The sequence below is a fragment of the Micromonospora sp. NPDC048894 genome (genome assembly GCF_040649765.1).
Lineage (GTDB): Bacteria > Actinomycetota > Actinomycetes > Mycobacteriales > Micromonosporaceae > Micromonospora > Micromonospora antibiotica.
The window spans coordinates 32452-49316 of sequence record NZ_JBEZFY010000016.1; the positions used below are offsets into that span (position 1 = coordinate 32452).

The 16865-nt window shown below is 74.0% G+C and carries 14 protein-coding genes; 6 read left to right on the forward strand and 8 right to left on the reverse strand.

Features of this window, described 5'->3' with window-relative positions; genetic code table 11:
• Positions 1–134: 134 nt before the first annotated feature.
• Genes hemQ through hemE form a run of 3 tightly spaced genes read right to left on the reverse strand, consistent with a single transcriptional unit; the run spans position 135 to position 3358 of the window.
• Positions 135–848, reverse strand: a complete 714-nt coding sequence (gene hemQ, locus AB0C22_RS26665) for a hydrogen peroxide-dependent heme synthase (RefSeq protein WP_208569514.1) — start codon at positions 846–848, stop codon at positions 135–137.
• Positions 845–2257 carry a protoporphyrinogen oxidase gene (hemG, locus tag AB0C22_RS26670; protein ID WP_357537734.1) on the reverse strand — a complete coding sequence of 471 codons (1413 nt, stop codon included), beginning with the start codon at positions 2255–2257 and terminating at the stop codon, positions 845–847. The genes hemQ and hemG overlap by 4 nt, the downstream gene beginning before the upstream one ends.
• A gap of 3 nt (positions 2258–2260) precedes the next feature.
• Complete coding sequence (gene hemE / locus AB0C22_RS26675; RefSeq protein WP_219468717.1) at positions 2261–3358, reverse strand: uroporphyrinogen decarboxylase; 1098 nt, start codon at positions 3356–3358, stop codon at positions 2261–2263.
• 226 nt (positions 3359–3584) lie between these two features.
• On the opposite strand from hemE, the gene AB0C22_RS26680 reads away from it, so the two are divergent.
• The 6 genes from AB0C22_RS26680 to AB0C22_RS26705 all read left to right on the forward strand — a co-directional run bounded on the left by AB0C22_RS26680 (position 3585) and on the right by AB0C22_RS26705 (position 11551).
• The gene (locus AB0C22_RS26680) at positions 3585–4157 is read left to right on the forward strand and encodes a DUF3000 domain-containing protein (RefSeq protein WP_208569517.1); all 573 of its coding nucleotides are present in this window, start codon (positions 3585–3587) and stop codon (positions 4155–4157) included.
• Between the two features lie 189 nt (positions 4158–4346).
• Complete coding sequence (locus AB0C22_RS26685) at positions 4347–5657, forward strand: ribonuclease D (RefSeq protein ID WP_219468713.1); 1311 nt, start codon at positions 4347–4349, stop codon at positions 5655–5657.
• 162 nt (positions 5658–5819) lie between these two features.
• Complete coding sequence (locus tag AB0C22_RS26690; RefSeq protein ID WP_357537737.1) at positions 5820–7016, forward strand: thiolase family protein; 1197 nt, start codon at positions 5820–5822, stop codon at positions 7014–7016.
• Positions 7013–9079 (forward strand): 3-hydroxyacyl-CoA dehydrogenase NAD-binding domain-containing protein, encoded by a 2067-nt coding sequence (locus tag AB0C22_RS26695; protein ID WP_357537739.1) that lies wholly within the window; start codon positions 7013–7015, stop codon positions 9077–9079. The genes AB0C22_RS26690 and AB0C22_RS26695 overlap by 4 nt, the downstream gene beginning before the upstream one ends.
• A gap of 167 nt (positions 9080–9246) precedes the next feature.
• Positions 9247–10602, forward strand: coding sequence for a hypothetical protein (locus tag AB0C22_RS26700; protein ID WP_357537741.1), 1356 nt, complete (start codon positions 9247–9249; stop codon positions 10600–10602).
• Positions 10603–10837: 235 nt separating this feature from the next.
• On the forward strand, positions 10838–11551 hold the full coding sequence (locus tag AB0C22_RS26705) for a hypothetical protein (protein ID WP_219468702.1): 714 nt from the start codon (positions 10838–10840) through the stop codon (positions 11549–11551).
• Positions 11552–11628: 77 nt separating this feature from the next.
• Here AB0C22_RS26705 and AB0C22_RS26710 read toward each other — a convergent pair whose 3' ends face one another.
• From AB0C22_RS26710 to AB0C22_RS26730, 5 genes are all read right to left on the reverse strand, one after another.
• Positions 11629–12015, reverse strand: coding sequence for a VOC family protein (locus AB0C22_RS26710; RefSeq protein ID WP_219468699.1), 387 nt, complete (start codon positions 12013–12015; stop codon positions 11629–11631).
• A 188-nt stretch (positions 12016–12203) separates the two neighbouring features.
• Positions 12204–13382, reverse strand: a complete 1179-nt coding sequence (locus AB0C22_RS26715) for a HAMP domain-containing sensor histidine kinase (RefSeq protein WP_208569524.1) — start codon at positions 13380–13382, stop codon at positions 12204–12206.
• A gap of 100 nt (positions 13383–13482) precedes the next feature.
• On the reverse strand, positions 13483–14145 hold the full coding sequence (locus tag AB0C22_RS26720) for a response regulator transcription factor (RefSeq protein WP_208569525.1): 663 nt from the start codon (positions 14143–14145) through the stop codon (positions 13483–13485).
• 65 nt (positions 14146–14210) lie between these two features.
• Positions 14211–15500 (reverse strand): PQQ-binding-like beta-propeller repeat protein, encoded by a 1290-nt coding sequence (locus AB0C22_RS26725; protein WP_357537743.1) that lies wholly within the window; start codon positions 15498–15500, stop codon positions 14211–14213.
• Positions 15497–16771: a hypothetical protein gene (locus tag AB0C22_RS26730; RefSeq protein ID WP_357537745.1), complete on the reverse strand. Its 1275-nt coding sequence runs from the start codon at positions 16769–16771 to the stop codon at positions 15497–15499. Before AB0C22_RS26730 ends, AB0C22_RS26725 begins: the two co-directional genes overlap by 4 nt.
• Positions 16772–16865: the final 94 nt, after the last annotated feature.

A 16865-nucleotide genomic window follows, 5' to 3' on the forward strand; every position in this document is an offset into this window, starting at 1 on the left:
CGGCACAGCACAGCACACGCAACAACAAGGAAATAGTGGCCTCCCGCGGCGGGAGGCCACTATTTCCATGATCGGGCACGATCATGACCGCCGGGGCACCGCGACCCGACCGACCGGGCAGGGCAGGGCAGGTGTCAGACCAGGCAGTTGACGATGTCGGCGACGGAGCGACGGCGGCCGGTGTAGAACGGGACCTCCTCGCGGACGTGCCGACGGGCCCCGGAGGCCCGCAGGTCGCGCATCAGGTCGACGATCCGGTGCAGCTCGTCGGCCTCGAAGGCGAGCATCCACTCGTAGTCACCGAGGGCGAACGACGCCACCGTGTTGGCCCGTACGTCCGGGTAGCCGCGCGCCATCTTGCCGTGCTCGGCCAGCAACTCCCGCCGCTCGGCGTCCGGCAGCAGGTACCACTCGTAGGACCGGACGAACGGGTAGACGCACAGGTAGGGGCGGGGCGCCTCGTCGGCGAGGAACGCCGGGATGTGGCTCTTGTTGAACTCCGCCGGCCGGTGCAGCGCCAACTGCGACCACACCGGGGTCAACGCCCGCCCCAGGGTGGTCCGACGCAGCCGCAGGTAGGCGTCCTGGAGGGCGTCGCTGGACGACGAGTGCCACCAGATCATCACGTCCGCGTCGGCGCGCAGCCCGGCCACGTCGTACATGCCCCGGACCACCACGTCCTTGCCGGCCAGCTCCTCGAAGAGGGACTCCACCTCACCGGTGACGTTCTCCCGCAGCGCCGGCAGCGTGCCGGTGGCCCGGTAGACCGACCACATGGTGTAACGGACGGTGGCGTTGAGTTCCTTGAGTCGGGCCGCGTTGGTCTGCTCGGTCGTCTGCTCGGTCATGGCCCCGATCCTTCCAGTGCTTCGATGATCTCCCCGGCCGCGTCCTCGCCGGAGCGCACGCAGACCGGGATGCCGACCCCGTCGAAACCCGCCCCGGCCAGCGCCAGGGTGGGGTGCGACGCGCGCAGCGCCGCCCGGACGGCGGCCACCCGCCCGGTGTGGCCGGGCGGGTACTGGGGCAGCGCGCCACCCCAGCGCTGCACGTGACCGGCGACCGGCGCGGGCAACGCCACCCCGAGCACCCGGGTCAGCTCCCGGTGCACGGTGGCGAGCAGGTCGTCGTCGGTGAGCTGGAGGGAGGTCTCCTCGCCGTACCGGCCGACGGAGGCGCGGACCAGGGCCAACCCGTCCGGCGCGGCCAGGTGCCCCCACTTGGTGGTGAAGAACGTCGACGCCTTGATCAACAGCCCTTCGGTGGCCGGCACCAGGAAGCCGGAGAGCGGGGGCAGCGCCGGCCGGGGCAGGGCCAGGGTGACCAGCGCGACGCTGGCGTAGTTCAGCCCGCCGACGGTCGCCGCCTGCGCCTCGGCGAACCCGGCGAGCAGCCGGGCGGCCGGCCGGGCCGGGACGGTGAGCAGCACCGCGTCCGCCTCGACCAGTTCCGGGTCGCGGGTCGGGCCGACGGTGAGCCGCCAGCCGTCGCCGACCGGGGTCAGCTCACGGACCGCAGCGTGCCGGCGGATCGTCGCCCCGCTGGCCGTGGCCGCCGCCTCGACCAGGGTGCTCAGTCCGCCGTCCAGGGTGCCGAAGACCGGCGCACCGGGCGCGCGGGGCGCGGCGGCCTGCGCGGCCCGGACCGCCCCGACCAGGGTGTGTTCCACCCGCGCCGCGCGGGCCAGCGCCGGCATGGTGGTGACCAGGGACAGGTCGTCGGCCCGACCGGCGTAGACGCCGCCGAGCATCGGGTCGACCAGCCGCTGCACCACCTGCGCACCGAACCGGGCCCGGACCAGCGCGCCGACCGAGACGTCCTGGTCCGCGTCGAGCAGCGGCCGGCCGCCGTCGCGGTCGGCGGCCGCCGTGGGCTCGGCGACCGCCACCACCGCCGCCAGATCCCCGGGTACGCCGACCAGCGTGCCGCCCGGGATCGGGCGCAGCCCGCCGTCGACGACGAGCGCCGCCTGCCCGACGGTGGGGTGCACGATCCGCCCGGCCAGGCCGAGCCGGCGGGCCAGGGCCACCGCTGCGGACTCGCCCCCGGCCGGGTCCCGCATCAGGAACGACTCCGCGCCGAACTCCACCGGGCGGCCGGCCAGCTCACCGGTGCGCAGCTTGCCACCGAGCGCGCCGGACTGCTCGTACACGGTGATCTCGGTGTCGGCGGGGGCGCGGTCGCGCAGCCGCAGCGCGGCGGCCAGGCCGGTGATGCCGCCACCGACCACCGCCACCCGCCACGGTCGCGCGCCCACGGGTCAGCCCTGCTCGGCCCGGCGCGCGGACACCTCGTGCACCAGCGCGACCACCCGGGTCAGCACCTCGGGGTCGGTCTCCGGCAACACGCCGTGACCGAGGTTGAACACGTGGCCGGGGGCGGCCCGGCCCTGCTCGACGATCCGCCGCACCTCGGCCTCGATCACCGGCCAGGGGGCGAACAGCACGGTCGGGTCGAGGTTGCCCTGCACGGCGCGCTCCGGACCGATCCGGTGGGTCGCCACGTCCAGCGGGGTACGCCAGTCGACGCCGACCACGTCGGCCCCGGCCTCCCCCATCGCGCCGAGCAGTTCGGCGGTGCCCACCCCGAAGTGGATCCGGGGGACCCCCGCGTCGGCCAGGCCGGACAGCACGGTGGTGGAGTGCGGCAGGACGAAGCGGCGGTAGTCGGCCTCCGACAGCGCGCCGGCCCAGGAGTCGAAGAGCTGCACGGCGGAGACCCCGGCGTCGACCTGCACCCGCAGGAACGCCAGGGTGACCTCGGCGAGCCGGGCGCAGAGCGCGTGCCACAGCTCGGGCTGGCCGTACATCATCGCCTTGGTTTTGGCGTGGGTACGCGACGGCCCGCCCTCGACCAGGTAGCTGGCCAGGGTGAACGGGGCGCCCGCGAAGCCGATCAGCGGGGTGTCGCCCAGCTCGGCGACGAGCAGCCGGACGGCTTCGTCCACGTAGGACACGTCGGCCCGGTCGATGCGGCGGACCCGCTCGACGTCGGCGGCGGTGCGGACCGGCTCGGCCACCACCGGCCCGGTGCCGGCGACGATGTCCAGGTCCACGCCGGCCGCGGCGACCGGGACGACGATGTCGCTGAACAGGATGGCCGCGTCGACGCCGTGCCGGCGGACCGGCTGGAGGGTGATCTCGGCGACCAGGTCCGGCCGGCGGCAGGAGTCGAGCATCCCCACGTTGGCCCGGATCTTCCGGTATTCCGGCAGGGACCGGCCGGCCTGGCGCATGAACCAGACCGGGGTGTGCCCGACGGGCTCCCGGCGGCAGGCCCGGACGAAGGGCGAGTCGGCCGGCCCGCTGCGGCGGGATTCTCCGTCTCGGGCGGCGGTGCCCGTGGTGTCGGTGGTCATCGGGGCAATCGTGCCACGCACCCGTGGGGACGCGGCGGGCAGCGCCGCCTTTTGTGACCCGCGCCCCCGGTCGGGCCCGGCGGCGGTGATCCGGGGCCCGGCCCGCCCCCGGCCGACGGTGCCGGCTGACCCCCGGACGCCCCGGTCGGCGACGGGACACCGCCGTCGGTGGCTGCTTCGGCGTGCCGTCCCAGCGGGCGGCGGCGCGTCGGCATAAGCTCCGGTCATGGCCCCCCCGATCGCGCTCCCGGAGACGTTCGCCCGCGCGGTCGCCGGCCTGCGGTCGGTCACGCCCCGGGCGGAGATCGTCCTGGAGGAGGTCGGTGCGCCGCAGCGGCTCGCGCCGTACGCGTTCGCCCTCTCCGCCACCGTGCTGCGCGACGACGACGAGGTGGCCGACGGCCGGTTGATCCTGCTGCACGACCCGGCCGGGCACGACGCCTGGCAGGGCACCCTGCGGCTGGTCACCTACGTGACCGCCGAGCTGGAGGTGGACCTGGCGGCCGATCCGCTGCTGCCGGGGGTGGGCTGGACCTGGCTCACCGACGCCCTGGAGGCGCACGAGGCGCGGCACCGGGCGGCCGGCGGCACGGTCACCCAGACCGTCTCGACCCGGTTCGGCGAGCTGGCCGGCCCGCCCGCCGCCGGGGACGTCGAGATCCGGGCGTCCTGGACGCCGCTGGGTGAGGACCTCGCCGCGCATCTGTCGGCCTGGTGCGCCCTGCTCGCCTCCACCGCGGGGTTGCCGCCGCCCGGGGTCACCGCGCTCTCCGAGCGCCGGCCGGCCGGCGCGGCCTGACCGTAGGACCGCGCGACACGCCCGAGCCGCAAGTAGATGTCCTGGACACGACAGGGACGTCCCGGGCGGCCGGGAACGTCCCCGGCGCGAGGTCGGTGTCCGTACCGTCCGGACCTCTGCCGGACACCGGGACGACACACACCGGACCGGCTGCGCACACCACATCGCCGGGCGCACTAGGGTTGTCAGGTGACCGACGAACCACCCCTGCGCCGTCGGGCCGCCGAAAGCCGCACGGCAGACGTTCCGCCCCCGGCCGTCGCGGAGCCGGCGGACCCGGGCACCGAGCAGCCCACCGGCGGGCCCGTTCCGCTGACCGCACCCCGCGACGGCACCCCCCAACCGGTGGCGACCCCGGCTGAGCTGGACGAGGTCGTGGCCCGCTTCGCGGCGGGCACCGGCCCGGTGGCCCTGGACGCCGAACGCGCCTCCGGCTACCGCTACAGCCAGCGGGCCTACCTGGTGCAGCTGCGCCGCGAGGGTGCCGGCACCACGCTGATCGACCCGCTGCCGCTGCCCGACCTGTCCACCCTCGACGAGGCCATCGGTGACACCGAGTGGGTGCTGCACGCCGCCAGCCAGGACCTCGCCTGCCTGGCCGAGGTGGGGTTGCGTCCGCGCCGGCTGTTCGACACCGAACTGGCCGCCCGGCTGGCCGGTTTCGAACGGGTCGGCCTGGCCGCGCTGACCGAGCAGCTGCTCGGCTACACGCTGGAGAAGCACCACTCGGCGGCGGACTGGTCCACCCGGCCGCTGCCCGAGTCGTGGCTGACGTACGCCGCGCTGGACGTCGAGATGCTCGTCGACCTGCGCGACGCGCTGGACGCCGAGCTGCACGCGCAGGGCAAGTCGCCGTGGGCGGCGGAGGAGTTCGCCGCGCTGATCACCTGGGCCACCCGGCCGCCCCGGGTGCGGGCGGAGCCGTGGCGGCGGACCTCCGGCATCCACCGGGTGCGCGGGTCGCGGGCGCAGGCCCGGGTCCGGGCCCTGTGGTACGCCCGGGACCAGATCGCCGTCCGACGCGACGCCGCGCCCGGTCGGGTGCTGCCCGACTCGGCGATCATCGCCGCCGCCGAGCTGGACCCGAAGGACGAGAAGACCCTGCTGACCCTGCCCGGCTTCGGGGGCCGGTCGGTACGCCGGCTGGCCCGCACCTGGCTGGTCGCCCTCGACGAGGCCCGTCAGCTGGCGGAGGACGCGCTGCCGGTCACCCCGACGGTGGAGGGGCCACCCCCGCCGCACCGGTGGGCGGAGCGGGACCCGGTGGCCGCCGGCCGGCTGGCCCGGTGCCGGGAGCTGGTGGTACGGGTCGCCGGTGAGCACCGGCTCCCGCCGGAGAACCTGATCACCCCCGACTCGGTCCGCCGGCTGGCCTGGCAGCCGCCCGGCGAGATCACGGTGGACACCGTCACGGAGACCCTGCGTGGTTACGGTGCCCGGCAGTGGCAGCTCGACCTCCTGCTCCCCGCGCTCGCCGAGGCCCTCCTGCCCACCCCCTGACCGACCGGTCGGGGTGTGGGGTGGGCCACACCCGGGGTGGTGACGCCCATGGTTACTGGCTAGTAGCATTCGGGGCAAACGCCAGTGCCGGCCGACCCTCGTTCGGCGCGTGCCGCCGTCCGGCGGCACGACGCCGGATCGTGGTCGAAGAGGAGGCTCCAAGTGCCCCGAGAAGTTCGGGATGTCGTCTTTGTCGACGGTGTCCGCACCCCGTTCGGCAAGGCGGGTGGCATGTACGCCAACACCCGCGCCGACGACCTGGTGATCCGCTGCATCCGCGAACTGCTGCGCCGCAACCCGCAGCTGCCCCCGGAGCGGGTCGAGGAGGTGGCCGTCGCCGCCACCACCCAGATCGGTGACCAGGGCCTCACCATCGGCCGCACCGCCGCCCTGCTGTCCGGCCTACCCAAGACCGTCCCCGGCTTCTCCGTCGACCGGATGTGCGCCGGCGCGATGACCGCCGTGACCGCCGTAGCCGGTGGCATCGCGATGGGCGCCTACGACATCGCCATCGCCGGTGGCGTCGAGCACATGGGCCGGCACCCGATGGGCGAGGGCGTCGACCCCAACCCGCGGATCATCGCCGAGAAGCTGGTCGACCCGTCCGCCCTGGTGATGGGGGCCACCGCCGAGAACCTGCACGACCGGGTCCCGCACATCACCAAGGAGCGCACCGACACGTTCGCGCTCGCCTCGCAGCTCAAGACCGCCAAGGCGTACGCCGACGGCAAGCTCTCCGACGACCTGGTGCCGGTCGCGATCCGCGACGCCGACGGCGGCTGGGGCCTGGCCACCGCCGACGAGGCGCCCCGGGAGACCTCGCTTGCGAAACTGGCCACCCTGAAGACCCCGTTCCGCCCGCACGGCAAGGTCACCGCCGGCAACGCGGCCGGCCTCAACGACGGCGCCACCGCCAGCCTGCTCGCCGACGAGGCCACCGCCCGTGAGCTGGGCCTGCCGGTCGCCATGCGGCTGGTGTCGTACGGCTACGTCGGCGTCGAGCCCGAGGTGATGGGCGTCGGCCCAATCCCGTCGACCGAGAAGGCGCTGCGCATCGCCGGCCTGACCATCGACGACATCGGCCTGTTCGAACTGAACGAGGCGTTCGCCGTGCAGGTGCTCGCCTTCCTCGACCACTTCGGCATCGCCGACGACGATCCCCGGGTCAACCCATGGGGCGGCGCGATCGCCATCGGCCACCCGCTCGCCTCCTCCGGCGTACGGCTGATGACGCAGCTCGCCCGGCATTTCGCCGAGCACCCCGAGGTTCGCTACGGCGTCACCGCGATGTGCATCGGCATCGGCATGGGCGGCACGGTCATCTGGGAGAACCCGAACTGGGAAGGTGCAGACAAATGAGCCTCAGCGCACCGAACGAGGTCGTCACCCGGGCGCTGCTGCGTCAGGTGACCGTGCCGGGGCTGGACCGGCCGGCCGCCCTGATCACCCTGGACAACGGTCTCGACCACACCAAGCCGAACACCTTCGGCCCGGCCGGACTGGCCAGCCTCGACGAGGCGATCAGCGCCGCGCTGGCCGCCGACCCGGCGTTCATCGCGGTCACCGGCAAGCCGTACATCTTCTGCGTCGGCGCGGACATCACCAGCCTGCCGGCCTTGGCGGACCGGGAGCAGGCGCTGGAGATCGGCCGGCTCGGCCACCGGGTCTTCGCCCGGCTCAAGGACAGCGCGGTGCCGACCTTCGCCTTCGTCAACGGCGCGGCGATGGGCGGCGGCCTGGAACTGGCCCTGCACTGCCACTACCGGACGCTGTCCGGCGGCGCGGCGGCGTTGGCCCTGCCCGAGGTCTCCCTCGGCCTGATCCCCGGTTGGGGCGGCACCCAACTGCTACCCAACCTGATCGGCATCCCCGCCGCCACCCAGGTGATCCTGCAGAACCCGCTGATGCAGAACAAGATGCTCAAGCCGAAGCAGGCCGCCGAGATGGGCATCGCGGACGTGCTGCTGGAGCCGGCCGACTTCCTCGAACGGTCGCTGGAATGGGCCGTCGGGGTGGTCCGGGGCGCGGTCACCGTCACCCGACCCGAGGTCGACAAGGACATGTGGGCGGGTGTGCTGTACTTCGCCCGGCAAACCCTCGACCAGCGGTTGCACGGCGCGGTCCCGGCCGCGTACAAGGCGCTGGACCTGCTGGAGACGGCCAAGGACGCCGACTTCGCCACCGGCACCGCCGCCGAGGACGAGGCACTGGCCGACCTGATCTTCTCCGAGGAACTGCGCAGCGGTCTGTACGCCTTCGACCTGGTGCAGCGGCGGGCCAAGCGGCCGGCCGGTGCACCGGACAAGGCCCTTGCCCGGCCGGTCACCAAGGTCGGCATCGTCGGCGCCGGCCTGATGGCCAGCCAGCTCGCGCTGCTGTTCGCCCGCCGCCTCCAGGTGCCGGTCGTGCTGACCGACCTGGACCAGTCGCGGGTCGACAAGGGCGTCGGCTACGTGCACACCCAGATCGAGAAGGCCGTCAGCAAGGGCCGGATGGACAAGGGCACCGCCGCCAAGCTGTACGGCCTGGTCTCCGGCTCGGTCGACAAGTCCGTCTTCGCCGACGCCGACTTCGTCATCGAGGCCGTCTTCGAGGACCTGGACGTCAAGAAGCAGGTCTGGGCCGAGCTGGAGAAGATCGTCTCTCCGGAGGCGGTGCTCGCCACCAACACCTCGTCGCTGTCGATCACCGCGATGGCGGCCGAGCTGGAGCACCCGCAGCGGGTGGTCGGCTTCCACTTCTTCAACCCGGTCGCGGTGCTGCCGCTGCTGGAGATCGTCCGGGGTGAACGGACCGACGACGCCACCCTGGCCACCGCCTTCGCCGTGGGCAAGCAGTTGAAGAAGTCGTCGGTGCTGGTCTCCGACGCCCCGGCGTTCGTGGTCAACCGGCTGCTCACCCGTTTCCTGGGCACCGTGTTCGCCGCCGTCGACGCGGGCACCCCGCTCGACGTGGCGGACAGCGCCCTGGACCCGCTGGGGCTGCCCATGCGTCCGCTCGCCCTGCTCCAGCTGGTCGGGCCGGCCGTGGCGTACCACGTGGGCGGCACCCTGCACGCGGCGTACCCGGACCGGTTCGACGTCAGCGAGAACCTCCGCCGGATCGCCGAGTCGGGTCAGCCGATCGTCGTCGAGGACCGGATCAACGACGAGGTGGCCAAGCTGCTCGTCGTCGGCGACCAGCCGCTCAGCGGCGAGCAGGTCCGGCAGAACGCGCTCGACGCGCTGGCGCAGGAGATCCGGCTGATGCTCGACGAGGGTGTCGTCGCCGAGGCGCAGGACATCGACCTGTGCATGATCCTCGGTGCGGGCTGGCCGTTCCACCTGGGCGGGGTCACCCCGTACCTGGACCGGACCGGCACCTCCGAGCGGGTCACCGGGCAGCGTTTCCTGCCGCGCGGAGTCGCCAGCCTGCGCGCCTGAACCATCCCCGCTCCCCCGCGATCGCGGTGGCCGACGATGTCCTCCCCCCGGGCTATCGTGGCCACCGCGATCGTCATTTGCGTACCCTCGTCAGACTCGGGGGGCTGCGGGGCCGGGCTCCGTCTGGCTACGATCACGCGTTCTCACCCTCGCCTGGAGCTGATCTGATGACCACACCGCCGGTCGATCCCTGGTCCGGACAGCCGGAGCACGGCTCGCCCACCGGTCACTACCCGCCTGCGTCCGACGGCCCGCCCGCCCCGCCCGAGGGTCCGCACACCCCGCCACCGGGTGGCGGCTGGCCCACCACGCCGTACCCGGGAGCAGCGACCCCGCAGTCCGGCGGCTGGCCCGACCCGCAGTCAGCTCCCCCGGCCGACTCCTATCCCGGTCCGCAGTACGGCGGCTGGTCGCAGCCCGACCCGGCGCAGGGCGGCTACCCCACGCCCCCACAGTCCGGCCCGCCCGGCACCCCCTCGTCCGGCTACCCCGCCACCCCGCAGTCCGGCCCGCCCGCCGGCTACCCCGGTGCGCCGCAGTCCGGCCCGCCCGCCGGCTACCCCGGCATGCCGCAGTCCGGCCCGCCCGCCGGCTACCCCGGCATGCCGCAGTCCGGCCCGCCCGCCGGCTATCCCGGTGCGCCGCAGTCCGGCTACCCGGCGGCCCCGCAGCCCGGCTACCAGGGCACCCCGCAGCCCGGGTACCCCGGCCCGCAGCCGGGGTACCCGGGTGCGCCCCGGCCCGGCGGCTACCCGGAGCCCGCCGCGCCGCAGTACGCCGGCTTCGGCGGTGCGCCGTACAGCGCTCCGCCGGGGTTGCCGCACGGACCCGCGCCGCAGCGGTCGAAGCTGCCGCTGCTGCTCACGCTCGGGCTCGCCGGCCTACTGGTGCTCTGCCTCGGCGGCGGCGGTCTCACCTGGGTCGCCCTCAGCGACGACGACCCGAAGACGCCGACCCCGTCGCCGACGCCCACCGCGGTCACGTCGCCCACCCCGAGCCCCACCCCCGTCGAGACCGACAGCCCGACTCCCGAGCCGACCCCCACCGAGAGCGCCGACGACCCGGGCCCGATCCGGCTGGTGACCCCGACGACCCTCGGTGGCCGGTCCAAGAGCACCGACCCGGAGCTGCGCCGGATCGCCGACCAGATGGTCCGCGACATGAAGTCCGAGGTCCGCAACGAGACCGGGGCGGTGAGCGCGTTCTACGGCAGCGCGGCCAGCAGGAACATGGTGATGATGGCCGGCGCGTCGGGCCCGGTCATCCTCCCCGAGCAGGAGCTGGACGACGCGGTCAAGGGCCTGGGCAGCTCGCTTGCGGTCACCAAGATGTCGACCATCGACCCGGGTCCGCTGGGTGGGGTCGCGAAGTGCGGGGACGGCAAGGCGTCCGGCATCGCGCTCGGCGTCTGCGTCTGGGCCGACCACGGCAGCGTCGGCATGATCGTCATGTACTTCTCCTCGGCGAGCAAGGCGAAGTCCGAGTTCGTCTCCATCCGGGGGCAGATCGAGAAGCGGGACTGATCCGCGCGACGACGGTCACGGTCACCGGTCCCACGTGGGACCGGTGACTCGGCGCGCCCGGGTCCACCCCGCGTGCCGCCCGGCGACCGTACCCCTCCGCCCGCATCGACCTGTCCCGAAACCGCCGACCGCCCGACGGGCCGGGTCGGAACGGGCCGGTGGAGCGGGGCCAGGGTTGTCCGACCCTCTGGCTAAGATCATCCGGCCTTACCCACGACGTTCTGGAGTCCACCTCATGTCCCAGCCCCCGACCGGTCCGCACGCCTCCCAGCCGGACGGCGGTACGCCCCAGGGCGGCTACCCGCCACCGCCGCAGCCGGACACCGTCGGCACGCCGCCGTACGCCGGGCCGCCCGCGCCACCGGCCAAGAAGCGGTCCCCTGTCAAGATCGTCCTGATCGTGCTGGCCGTACTGCTGGTGCTCTGCCTCGGTGGTGCCGCCATCGCCGCCTTCGCCCTCAAGGACGACGTCAAGGAGGCCGTGGACGCCGTCAACACGACGGTCACCGCCCCGGCCACCCTGGCCGGCCGCCCGCAGGTCACCGAGCCGGCGCTGAAGGCGGTCGCCGACGGGCTGGTCACCGAGATGAAGAAGTCCGTGCAAAACGAGACGAGCACCGCAGGTGCCTTCTACGGTGACCCGGCCAAGCGGGACCTGCTGATGATCGCCGCCGCGTCCGGCGTGATGGCCGACCCGAAGAAGGAGCTGAACGACGCCGTCACCGGCATCGCCACCCAGCTGAACGTCACCAACATGGCGGCTGTCGACGCCGGCCCGCTCGGCGGCGACGCCAAGTGCGGCGACGGCAAGAGCGAGGGTGTCCCGCTGGGCGTCTGCATCTGGGCCGACCGGGGCAGCGTCGGTCTGATCGTGCAGTACTACAAGTCGGCCGCCGACCTGAAGTCCGAGTTCGTCACGATGCGCGGGCAGATCGAGAAGAAGGGCTGACCCACCGGTCGGCCCGACAGGCCCCGTCCACCTCAGGGTGGGCGGGGCCTGTCGCCGTCGACGACGGGACGCGAACGTCAGCCGGCGGTGGCGGCCCGCTCGGCGGCGCTGCGCAGGACGCAGAACTCGTTGCCCTCCGGATCGGCCAGCACCACCCAGCCCGTGCCGTCCGGCCGACGCTTGTCGTCGACATGGACGGCGCCGACAGCCAGCAGCCGCTCGACCTCCTCGTCCCGGGTCCGGTCGACCGGCTCCAGGTCGAGGTGCAGGCGGTTCTTCACCGACTTACCCTCCGGCACGGCCAGGAAGAGCACCTCCGGCCCACCCTCGGGCAGGAGCATCGCCTCCGGGTCGCCGGGGAGGTCGTCGGGCTGGCGGGGGCACTCGAAGACCTGCGCCCAGAAGCCGGACAGGGCGTAGGTGTCATGACAGTCGATGCTCAGGTTGTGGATTCGTGCGCTCACGGGTCTGCCTCCGAAGCAGTGGTACGCGCCCCGCGACGTGCGATGTCAGCGGTGGGCGGGGTGGGGCGCGGGACAGGTCATGGTGGACATCAACCGCACCCCCTCTCTCCGGCTCGGGCCGACCGCATGATCCTCGCAGGCGGCCCGGCCGGCCGGCAATCCGTTTGATCCGCCCGGTGGACCGGGTGCTACCGGTGCGGCTCGACCCGACCGGAGCCGGTCGGCACCTGGTCGACCGACGGCAACGTGACGGTCACCTCCAGCCCGCCGCCCTTCTGTGCGGTGACCTGGACGGTCCCGCCGTGGGCGTCGCAGACCGCCCGGACGATGGACAGGCCCAGCCCGGACCCCCGGGCCCCGGTCCGTTCCCGCCCACCCCGACGGAAGGGTTCGAACAGCCCCGGCACGTCGGCCTGGTCCACCTCGAAGCCGGTGTTGCGCACCACCAGCCACGAGGAGCGCCCGTCGGTGCCGGTACGCACCCAGAGTCGACCGTGCAGGTGGTTGTAACGCACCGCGTTCTCGATCAGGTTCCCGGCCAGCCGGTCCAGCAGGCCCGGGTCGCCGGTCACCGGAGCCGGCCGCAGCGAGGACTGCACCCGCAGCCCGATCCGCTCCACCTCCCGGGACATCGCCGACAACGCGTTGGCGGTCCCGGTCGCCAGGTCACACTCCGTCCGCCGGGCCAACCGGCGGCCGGTCTGAGCCTCGCTGCGGGCCAGCACCAGCAACGCGTCCACCAGACCGTTGGCGCGTTCCGAGGCGTCCCGGACCACGGTGGCCATCCGGCGGTACTCGGCGGCGTCCGCCTCGTCGTCGCTGAGGGTCACGTCGATTTCGGTACGCATCACCGCCAGCGGGGTCCGTAGCTCGTGCGAGGCGTTGGCGACGAACCGCTTCTGCGCCTCGAAGGCGGCGGTGATCCGGTCCAGCATCGCGTCGAACGTCCGGGCCAGCTCCGCCACCTCGTCGTCCGGCCCCGACCAGCCGATCCGCTGGTCGAGCGTGGTCTCGCCGAGCCGACGCGCGGTCGCGGTGACCTGGTGCAGCGGGCGCAGTGTCCGGCCAGCCACCCAGTACGCCCCGGCCACCCCGACCACGCTGATCGCCAGCAGCGCCAGCAGGCCCTTGACCAGCAACTCGTCGGAGGCGGCGTCGACCAGTTGCCGCTGCCACACCGCCGCGTCCAGCGACCGCCCGTCGGCCAGCAGCACGGTGGTGCCCGGCCGCAGCTCGTCGGTGGGCCGCAGCGCGTCGCGCACCAGCAGCCAGGCCAGCGTCACCAGGATCGCCCCGGCCCCGACCAGCAGTACCCCGTTGAGCAGCGTCAGCCGCAGCCGCAGGGTGGGCCGCAACCGCCGGGTCACGAACCCACCCCGACCCACACGACCCGCCCGCTCCTCGCGCTCACCGAAACGACCTCAGCTCGCGACTGCGGGGCTCGCACACCCCACTCACTCCTCGCGCTCACGGGCTGACCGTCCGGTAGCCGGCACCGACCACCGTCTCGATCAACGGGGGGTCGCCGAGCTTCTTGCGCAGGGTCCGCACGGTGACCCGGACGATGGTGGTGAACGGGTCGGTGTTCGCGTCCCAGACCCGTTCCAGCAGCTCCTCGCTGGAGACCACCGCGCCGCGCGCCTTGACCAGCTCGCTGAGCACACCGAACTCCTTGTTCGTCAGGTCGACCGGGGCACCCGCCCGGGTCACCACCCGGCGGGCCGGGTCGAGCACCACGTCGCCCACCTGGAGCACCGGGGGGGCGGCCGGGGTGGCCCGACGGGCCAGCGCCTGCACCCGGGCCACCAACTCGTCGAAGGCGAACGGCTTGGGCAGGTAGTCGTCCGCGCCGAGCCCCAACCCCGCCACCCGGTCGGCCACGCTGTCGCTGGCGGTCAGCATCAGCACCCGGGTGAGGGTGCCGGAGGCGGCCAGCTCGGCGCAGATCTGGTCGCCGTGCATCCCGGGCAGGTCCCGGTCGAGGACCACCACGTCGTACCGGGTGACGAAGGCGGCCTCGTGGCCGGCGTCCCCGTCGTACGCCACGTCGACCGCCATCCCCCGCTTGCGTAGCCCACGCACGATCGCGTCGGCGAGGTTCCGTTCGTCCTCGACCACCAGCACCCGCATCCCGACCTCCTCGCCGACCTGTCCGACAACCTAGCGCCGCCGGCCAAACGACCGCCGCAGGCAGGTCACCCGGCACGGTCAGCCGGCATCCGCCACACCCCGAGACTGTTGCTCTGCCGCCAGCAGACCAACACACCCTGACTGTGCCAGCAGACGTCCCACCGCCCGGACAGCACGTCGCGTACCCGGGCGGTGCCGTCGGTGGGGTCCAGTTCGGCCAGCAACTGCCGGCCGCCCGCCGCCGGTCGGAGGGCGAGGATCGGCGCGGTGAACGGCCGCTGGTAGACCGTCCTCCATTCGCCCAGCTCGGCCTCCAGTCGGCCGGTCGCCGAGTCGAGCAGGGCCAGCCGCTGCGGCCCGTCGCCGAAACTGACGCCGAGCATCCGGTTGCCGACCGCCTCGACCGGGGCCCACCGGTCGCTGGACCAGCGCTCCCGGCCGGTCACCGGATCGAGCACCCGGGCGGTGGAGGAGCCACCGAGACAGACGGCATCGCCGCAGGCGTAGGCGCTCCCGCCGCCGGGGACCGGATCCGTCGTGTCCCAGCGACGCCGACCGGACCCCAGGTCGTACGCGGCGACCCGGCCCGGGTCCTCGCTGACGAGCAGCAGGCCACCGACCGGCTGGGCCAGGTGGTGGTGGTCGCCCCGGGCGGGCGGCACCGGGAAGGTGGACCGACGCGCGCCGGTGCCGACGTCGTACACCTCGGCCTGACCGGCGCTGGTGACCAGGACGAGGCCCTCGATGCCCCGGGGGCCCGTCCGGTACCCGACGGTGGCCGGTCCGGCCGTGGCCGTCCAGCGGACCGCGCCGGTCGCCGGGTCGACGCCGCGCACCGCCACCCGGTCGACGTGGAGATCCTCCAGCAGCAACCCGCCGTCGCCGGTCACCACCGCCGCCCCGGGCTGCCGCCACCGGGTCCGCCCGTCGACGTGGTCGAGCACCATGGAGACGGGTTCGCCGCCGGGATCGGTGGTGACCACCACGTCGTCGTCGACCCCCTCCAGCACCACCAGCTGGTGCCGGGGCGACAGCGACGTCTCCCAGCGCACCCGCCCGTCGGTCAGGTCGATCGCGGTGAGCTGCCGGCTGCCGGCCGGTGACAGCGCCGACGGGTAGGCGAGCACCAGCAGGTCCCCGACGATCAGGTGACTGGGCTCCGGCACGTCCGGCAGGGGCACCGGGATCAACCGGGGCGGCCCGGGTGCCGCGCCGGCCATGGTGAGCAGCAGGAGCAGGACGGTCAGGGCGACGAACACCGGGTGGCCGGCCGACCGCCGCGCCCGGGGCCGGCGTGCCGGCGGCGGCGTCGGCTCATCGTGGTGACCGACCTCACCCAGATCGATCACCGTCACCGGGACACCCGCCACACCCCGTACCTGCCGTCCATCAGCCGGCACAGCAGGAGCTGAGCGTCGGCCCGGCAGTCACCGGACACGGCGGGCAGCACGTCGCGCGCGTGGACCCGCGCGGCGGCGACATCCAACTCGGCGACCAGCATCCGGTCCCCGCCGGCCGGACGCACCCCGAACACCGGCCCGTCCGACGTGTCCGAGGGGGCGAGGTTCCAGACGTCCAGCTCGGCGGCGACCTGCCCGGAGGCGACGTCCAGCACCACCAGGGGGTGCCAGACGCCCCGCCCCAGGCTGCTCGCCAGCATCCGGCCGCCGCGTTCGGCGCCGGCCAGCTCCCACCGGTTGTCGCGCCACACCGTCCGGCCGGTCGCCGGATCCAACGCCCGCACCCCACCGGCCTCACCCTGCGCGCAGATCAACGACCCGCACGGGACGAAGAACGACGGGACCCGCCACGGTACGTCCCACCGGCGCGTCAGCCCGTCGACGTCGTACCCGGTCAGCCGGTCGGCGTTCGGCTCGACGGCGAGCAGCAGATCGCCGACGACCCCGTAGGTGCCCGACGGCGAGGCCACCAGCGGTGCGGTGTGCAGGCGTACCCCACGGCGGGCGTCCCAGACCTCGGCCGGGCCGTCGGGGCGTACCGTCACGATCCGGTCCACGCCGTCGGCCCGGTTGCGGTACAGGGTGACCGCCGACAGCATCGACGCCGACCAGCGGTCCTTTCCCGTCACCGGGTCGACCGAGTGAACCGTCGGTGGGCCGTCCCCACCGTCTTCGAAGAGCAGGTCGGGGCCGGCGGCCAGGCCCTCCCCGGACCGCTGCCACCGCACCCGACCGGTGTCCCGCGCGTGGGCGAACGTCCGGTACGCCCCGTCCGGTCGGCCGGAGGAGCCGGTGACCAGCACCAGGTCGGCGTGCCAGCGCAGCTCGGCGGAACCGCTGACCACCGGCACCGGCACCTGCCAGCGCCGCACCGGCCGCGCCCTCGGGGAGTCGGGGATGCGCCACGCGCTCAACCGGCCGGAAGCGATCGAGGCGTCACCCGGCTCGAGCAGGAAGACGTCCCCGTCGTGCAGCAGCGCCACCGCGCCGAGCGGGGCGGGCACCACGAACGTCGCCCGCTTCGCCACCGGTGTGGCGGCGGCCAACGCCAGCAGGGCGAACACCAGCACCACAGCCAGCCGCAGCGGTCGGCCGACGGGCCGGGGCACGGGACCGGGCGGCGGTGACCCGGCGTCGCGGAGTTCACCCAGATCGATGACCGTCACGCGCACCCTCTTTCGACCGTCGCACCCCGTCGACCGCACCGCCCGCTGGTGGACGGGGACCGCCGTGCACCGGGTCACCGGACCGGCCGACCGT